The sequence below is a fragment of the Kitasatospora sp. NPDC101447 genome (assembly GCF_044767225.1).
In the GTDB taxonomy this organism is placed as follows: Bacteria; Actinomycetota; Actinomycetes; order Streptomycetales; family Streptomycetaceae; genus Kitasatospora.
The window spans coordinates 35,622-41,621 of the sequence record NZ_JBIWNL010000025.1 but is presented as its reverse complement, the minus strand read 5'-3'; the positions used below and the strand labels follow the sequence as shown (position 1 = coordinate 41,621).

The 6,000-nt window shown below is 71.5% G+C and carries 7 protein-coding genes; 3 read left to right on the top strand and 4 right to left on the bottom strand.

Annotation, left to right across the window (positions count from 1 at the left end; genetic code table 11):
- Positions 1–174: 174 nt before the first annotated feature.
- Entirely contained in the window at positions 175–459 is a 285-nt protein-coding gene (locus ACIRST_RS28925) for a helix-turn-helix transcriptional regulator (RefSeq protein ID WP_350519647.1), read from the bottom strand.
- A gap of 376 nt (positions 460–835) precedes the next feature.
- On the opposite strand from ACIRST_RS28925, the gene ACIRST_RS28920 reads away from it, so the two are divergent.
- From ACIRST_RS28920 to ACIRST_RS28910, 3 genes are all read left to right on the top strand, one after another.
- Positions 836–1,393 (top strand): YbjN domain-containing protein, encoded by a 558-nt coding sequence (locus ACIRST_RS28920; protein ID WP_350519646.1) that lies wholly within the window; start codon positions 836–838, stop codon positions 1,391–1,393.
- Between the two features lie 201 nt (positions 1,394–1,594).
- Positions 1,595–2,059 carry an adenylate cyclase gene (locus ACIRST_RS28915; protein ID WP_402805491.1) on the top strand — a complete coding sequence of 155 codons (465 nt, stop codon included), beginning with the start codon at positions 1,595–1,597 and terminating at the stop codon, positions 2,057–2,059.
- Positions 2,060–2,161: 102 nt separating this feature from the next.
- Positions 2,162–3,322, top strand: coding sequence for a pyridoxal phosphate-dependent aminotransferase (locus ACIRST_RS28910; protein WP_402805488.1), 1,161 nt, complete (start codon positions 2,162–2,164; stop codon positions 3,320–3,322).
- 52 nt (positions 3,323–3,374) lie between these two features.
- Here the strand turns inward: ACIRST_RS28910 and ACIRST_RS28905 are convergent, their stop codons facing one another.
- The 3 genes from ACIRST_RS28905 to ACIRST_RS28895 are packed head-to-tail and all read right to left on the bottom strand — an operon-like array spanning position 3,375 to position 5,911.
- Entirely contained in the window at positions 3,375–3,932 is a 558-nt protein-coding gene (locus ACIRST_RS28905) for a hypothetical protein (protein WP_350519643.1), read from the bottom strand.
- The gene (locus ACIRST_RS28900) at positions 3,929–5,551 is read right to left on the bottom strand and encodes a hypothetical protein (protein ID WP_402805485.1); all 1,623 of its coding nucleotides are present in this window, start codon (positions 5,549–5,551) and stop codon (positions 3,929–3,931) included. Before ACIRST_RS28900 ends, ACIRST_RS28905 begins: the two co-directional genes overlap by 4 nt.
- A gap of 30 nt (positions 5,552–5,581) precedes the next feature.
- Complete coding sequence (locus ACIRST_RS28895; RefSeq protein ID WP_350519521.1) at positions 5,582–5,911, bottom strand: WXG100 family type VII secretion target; 330 nt, start codon at positions 5,909–5,911, stop codon at positions 5,582–5,584.
- Positions 5,912–6,000 lie beyond the last annotated feature (89 nt).

Here is a 6,000-nt window from a genome sequence, read left to right as displayed (position 1 = left end):
CGCCGCGGGGGGGCGCCCGGCCGGGGGGGGCGCCGCCCACCCGGGCGGGGGGGGGGGCCCGGTGTTTATTTGGGGCCGGGGGGGGCCCCCCCCCGCCCCCCGGGGGGGGGGGGCCCCGCGCAGCCGTGTCCGGCCGGCCGGGCCCCGTACGTGCGCCGACCGCGGCGCCCGCCGTCAGTCGGCCGCGCCCCGCCGCTGCCGCCGCCTCGACCGGTCCCGCCAGCCGCGCGCCAGCCGGTGCAGCTCGGCTCCCTGCGCCTCCGGCAGGTTCCAGGTCTGGGTCAGCAGCCGCAGGGTCGAGACCCGCGGGCAGGACACGCCCCGCTCCAGGTCCCGGATCGACCGCACGCTCAACCCCGTGGCGTCACCCAGTTGCTCCTGCGTCATCCCCCGGTCCAGCCGGATGGTCCGCAGCAGTGCCCCGAGCGATGCCCCCTCCCCCGTCACCGTTCCGTCCATGTGTTCCCCCCTCGACTCGGAACAGCTCAACTTGCCCTTGCAGAACGGGCTTTGTGTGAAGCGAGTTCCATCGCACGCTAACCGCATCCGGCCCGCCCGGCAGGCGAACCCGTGCGCCGGGCGCGTGACGTGGCTCACTCAAGCGCCGTCGCGCGGCCCGTCGCACCGACCGGCCACCCTCCGTGACCGCCGCCCGCCGTGACCCCTCCGCGAGCCCCGTCGCGAGCCCCGCGGCAGACCCCCGAACAGCGCCGCGGCGAAGATCGACGCGCCCCCGGGTGCCCCTGTGAGCGGAGCCCCGAATGAGGCAGGATGGGAGATGGAAAGGGCGGCCTCTCATTGCCGGCCACCACGTGCACTGAGGAAGAGGACCCCCATGAGCATCGACCCGTCGTCCATCCCGTCCTTCGGCGCGCCCCAGGGCGGACAGCCCGGCGGCCAGGGCGGGCAGCCGGCCGGCCCCCCGCCGATCATCGTGCCGGACCAGAGCCTGGTCGCCCAGCTCCTCGACCAGATGCAGCTCAAGCACGTCGTGGACGAGGAGGGCGACCTCACCGCCCCCTGGGAGGGCTTCCGCGTCTACTACATGTTCCGCGGCGACCAGAAGGAGCTCTTCGCGGTCCGTGCCTTCTACGACCGCGCGTACCCGCTGGAGAAGAAGGGCGAGGTCCTCGACCTGATCGACGAGTGGAACCGCGAGACCCTCTGGCCCAAGGTCTACACCCACACCCACGAGGACGGCGTCGTCCGCCTGATCGGCGAGGCCCAGATGATCGTCGGCCACGGCGTCAACCTGGACTACTTCGTGACCACCACCGCCAACTGGACCCAGGCCGCGGTCGGCTTCGAGCAGTGGATCGTCGAGCGCCTGGGCCTGCAGAACGAGATCGAGGGCGAGGACGGCGAGGCCCCCGAGGGCACCGACGAGGCCTGATCCCTCCCCGGCACCGTCCGGTACGGCCCGCCCGGCACTCGCGCCGGTGGCGGGCCGTGCCCGTTCCCGGCCCCCGACCCCGGCACCGTCCCGGCACCGTTCGGGCTGCCGGGGGCCCCGGGGCCCGGTCCGGGCCTTCCGGCGCAGGTACGCGGACGACGGCACGTGGACGACGGCACGTGGACGAGGAGGGTCACGGTCATGGGCGTGGAGATCGAGCGGAAGTACCTGGCGGACCGGCCGGAGCTGGAGCCCGCGGCGCCCGCCGGCGAGCGCATCCTCCAGGGGTACGTGGCGCTCGGCCCGAAGGAGGTCCGGTTGCGGCGCCACGGCGAGCGCTGCTTCCTCACCGTGAAGGAGGGCTCGGGCCTCGTCCGCACGGAGCTGGAGGTCGAGCTCTCCGCGGAGCAGTTCACCGAACTGTGGCCCGCCACGGACGGCGCCCGGCTGGAGAAGACCAGGACGCCCGTGCCGCTCGGTCCGACCACCGCCTACCTGGACGTGTACGCCGGCCCGCTGCAGGGCCTGCGCACCGTCGAGGTGGAGTTCGACTCGCCCGCCGAGGCGGAGGCGTTCGAGCCCCCGGCCTGGTTCGGGGAGGAGATCACCGGACAGGACCGCTACCGGAACCAGGCCCTGGCCGTCCGCGGTTCGTCGGCGCCGTGACGTAGCGCTCGACCGGGTCGAACGACACGGGCCGACGGTCTTGTTCGCGCGTCCGCCCGCCCCGGAGGATGGACCCCACCGACGAGCCACGAGGAGCCGGGCATGAGTGCGAGGCCGCTGTTGAACCGCCGACTGGCGGGCATGGGAACGACGATCTTCGCGGAGATGTCCGCCCTGGCCACGGCCACCGGCTCGATCAACCTCGGCCAGGGCTTCCCGGACACGGACGGGCCCGAGGAGGTCCGCGAGGCAGCCGTCCGGGCCCTGCGCGAGGGCCGCGGCAACCAGTACCCGCCCGGCCCCGGCATCCCCGAGCTGCGCACCGCGATCGCCGAGCACCAGCAGCGCTTCCACGGCCTCGGGTACGACCCCGACACCGAGGTGCTGGTCACCGCCGGCGCCACCGAGGCCATCGCCGCCACCCTGCTGGCCCTGCTGGAGCCCGGCGACGAGGTGATCGCCCTCGAACCCTTCTACGACTCCTACGCCGCCTGCATCGCGATGGCCGGCGCCACCCGCCGCCCGCTCACCCTGCGGGCCCCGGACTTCCGCCCCGACCTCGACGAGCTGCGCGCCCTGATCACCCCGCGCACCCGGCTGCTGCTGATCAACACCCCGCACAACCCCACCGGCACCGTCCTGACCGCCGACGAGCTGACGGCCATCGCCGAACTGGCCGTCGAGCACGACCTGCTGGTGGTCACCGACGAGGTCTACGAGCACCTGGTCTTCGGCGCCACCCACCACCCGATGGCCGCCCTGCCCGGCATGCGCGACCGCACCGTCACCATCTCCTCCGCCGGCAAGACCTTCTCCTTCACCGGCTGGAAGGTCGGCTGGGTGACCGCGAGCCCGGCCCTGATCTCCGCCGTGCGCACCGCCAAGCAGTACCTCACCTACGTGAGCGCCGGCCCGTTCCAGTACGCCGTCGCCGAGGCGCTGCGGCTGCCCGACACGTACTTCGACACCCTCCGCGCCGACCTGCGGCGCAAGCGCGACCTGCTGGTCGACGGCCTCACCGCGGCCGGCTTCCGGGCCTTCACCCCCGAGGGCACGTACTTCGTCACCACCGACATCACCCCGCTCGGCGAGAAGGACGGCGTCGAGTTCTGCCGCGCCCTGCCCGAGCGCTGCGGCGTCGTCGCCATCCCCAACGCCGTCTTCTACGACGACGCCGACGCCGGACGCAGCCTGATCCGCTTCACCTTCTGCAAGAAGGACGAGGTCCTGCGCGAGGCGGTGGCACGACTCCAGCGGCTCTGACCGGCGCGCCGGCCGGTCGGGGCGTCGACGCCGGCCGGTCGGGGTGTGGACGTCAGCCGGTCGGGTTGTTGAAACGGGCCCAGCCCTCCGCGTCCAGTGCGTCCAGAGCCCGGTCGTCCAGTTCGACGGCCGGGCTCGGGGCCAGGTGCTTCCGCCAGGTGCTGCGCGGCACCATGGTCATGCCGAAGTCGATGAAGCCGTTGGTGAAGCGGAAGCTGGAGCCGCCGCGTTCGTAGAGGCGGAGCAGGGGCTCGAACGGATCCGGCAGCGGGGGCAGTTGCACCCCGGGCGCACTGGTCAGGGCGGCCCACTGGACGGCGGCCGCGCCGCTGTCCATGGCGTACGACGAGCCGGAGGCGTCGTCGATGAAGTTCTCGATGTCCGCGATCACCGCCGGGTCGGCACGGACGGAAGGGTCCACGATCTCCGCGAGGTCGAAGAAGGGCCACATCTGGGGCTCTCCATAGGCGTCGAGCCAGAGCGCGGCCCGCCGGAAGTACTCCTCCATCAGCGCAGCGCGCGAATAGCCCTTCTCGATGGCCTCGCCCGGGGACTTCCAGTCGACGGCCTTGAGGCGATCAACCATCGACTGCACAGCGTCGGAACTCACTTGAGGTCGTAACCTTTCGCCCGGAGGTGGGATTTAATCGCGTCGACCAGAACGTCGAGATTCGAGAGATCGTCGGCAATCGGAACGGGCGGAACCTCGATACCGTACTTCTTCCAGATCCAGAGTGAACTGGTTATGTTGTCGCTCGAAAAGTCAATCTTATCAAAGCTGTTGGGCGCCAGCTGGTGGGCGCTGAAGTGGTCGGGATGGGCTTCCGGCCGGGCGCCCACCCAGCAGTCGGGGTGGCTGGGCAGATACGGGAGGCCGGCTTCGAAGAGCTTGGCCTCCACGTACTCGTGGGCGATGACGGAGCGGATGATCTCGATTTTGTCCTTCGGCGCCGGGATGCCCTTCACGATGGCGTTCCAGCGCCGCGCGATCTCCCATTCGGGTTCGAAGTAGACGTCCTTCATGACGTTCTTCTCACCCGGGCCGATCTGAACGTCATGGCGGTTCACCATGAGGTTGTTCTTCGCGACTTCGACGATTCGCGGATCGACCTTGGCGTCGGTGGCCACCTCCGCGATGTCGTCGGTCCTGGTGCGGTATTCCTCGTAGATCCTGACGGCCCGGGGGTCGATTCCCGTACTGCTCTCCGGGTCGTGCACGTACCGGGATCCGGATTCGGACACCCACGGCTCGGGAGCGCCGTCAGGTGTGCGCGCGAAGCCGTTGGCCTCGGCCCCCGTGAAGCTCGGGCGGCGCTTCGGGGTACCTCCGGGCGCGGCCGCGGCGCCGACTGCGCCGACGATGAGGTCCAGGGGCATGACGGGCCCGGTCTTGAACGCGGCGTCGTAGCCGTAGGTGAGGCCGGCACCGGTGACCATGCGGCCCGGGAGGGTGTCGGCGGCGTTGGCCACCCTGGCGAGACCGTTGAGGACGACCGAGGCGCTCTCGGCGCTCTCGGCGGCGGCAGCCACGGCACGTCCGCCGGCGCCGAGGCCGCCGCCGGCCGCGCCCATGATGCCGCCGGTCTTGGCGGAGTCGGCGGCCTCGGTGAGGCTGTAGCCGCCGTCACCGAAGAACTCCACCCGGATCGGCTGAGCGACGGCGACGTCCACGGCGATCGCCTCGACCGCACCGAACACGGCACCGACCAGGATCGTGGCCGCGATCGTGGCCACGACCTCGGAGACCGCGACACCGACCGACGCGGCGGTGGCGACGATGCCCGCGGCGGTGGCGGCGGCGATGTCCGCCGAGATGCTGAAGGTCACGAAGGCGAGGGCCGCGCCGACGACCAGGGTGCCGCCGACGATCGCGGCCTCCTCCTCCAGCTTCTTGATCGCCTTGTCGACCTCGTGGGCGAACTCGCGCAGCGCCTTGGCCAGGCTGCGGCACGCCTCCGCGGTGTCGGGCAGCCAGCCCTTGCCCTTGCCCGCGCTGTCCTTGCCGCCGTAGTACTGCCCCCAGAACGTGCCGAAAGCGTCGATCGCCGGGCCGTGGTTGTTGGCCACGATGGCGGCCGCGGCCTGATTGGTCGGCGCGGTGACGTTGTCGATGGCGGTGGCCATCGCCTCCCACGCGTCGGCGACCTTGCGCAACTTGTCCGGGTCCGCATCCGGCCACCACATGCCGGTGACCTTCTGAACGGCCTTCGCGACCGTGGACTCACCCACAGGCCGACCCGAGGTAAGGGACGGGGCGGATCACGACAGCAGGTTCTTGGCGTGGTCGTCGGCCCCGGCATGGTTGTCGGCGTGGGCGCGCAGCCCCGCGCCGATGCTGCCGAGCCCCTGGACCAGGACGTCCAGCGCCGAGAGCACCTTGTCGTGCGGACCGTTGTACGCCGTCGCGAACTCGTTGCCCTGCTTGTCACCACCCCACGGACTGCCCGCGTCGGCCAGACTGCGCTTGAGCGTGTCGAGCGCCGTCTTCAGCGCCTTGCTCTGGTTCTCGAAGGTCGGCGCGGCGTCCGTCAACTCCCCCGGCCGGACCTTGAACTCCGGCCCACCCGCCTTCGCCCCGTCATCCGCCACAACGACACCCCCATGCTGTCCGCACCTCGGATCAGTGCGAAGAGTGAGATGACAAGGGAAGCTGACGCAGTTTCGACGGACGCCCGTGA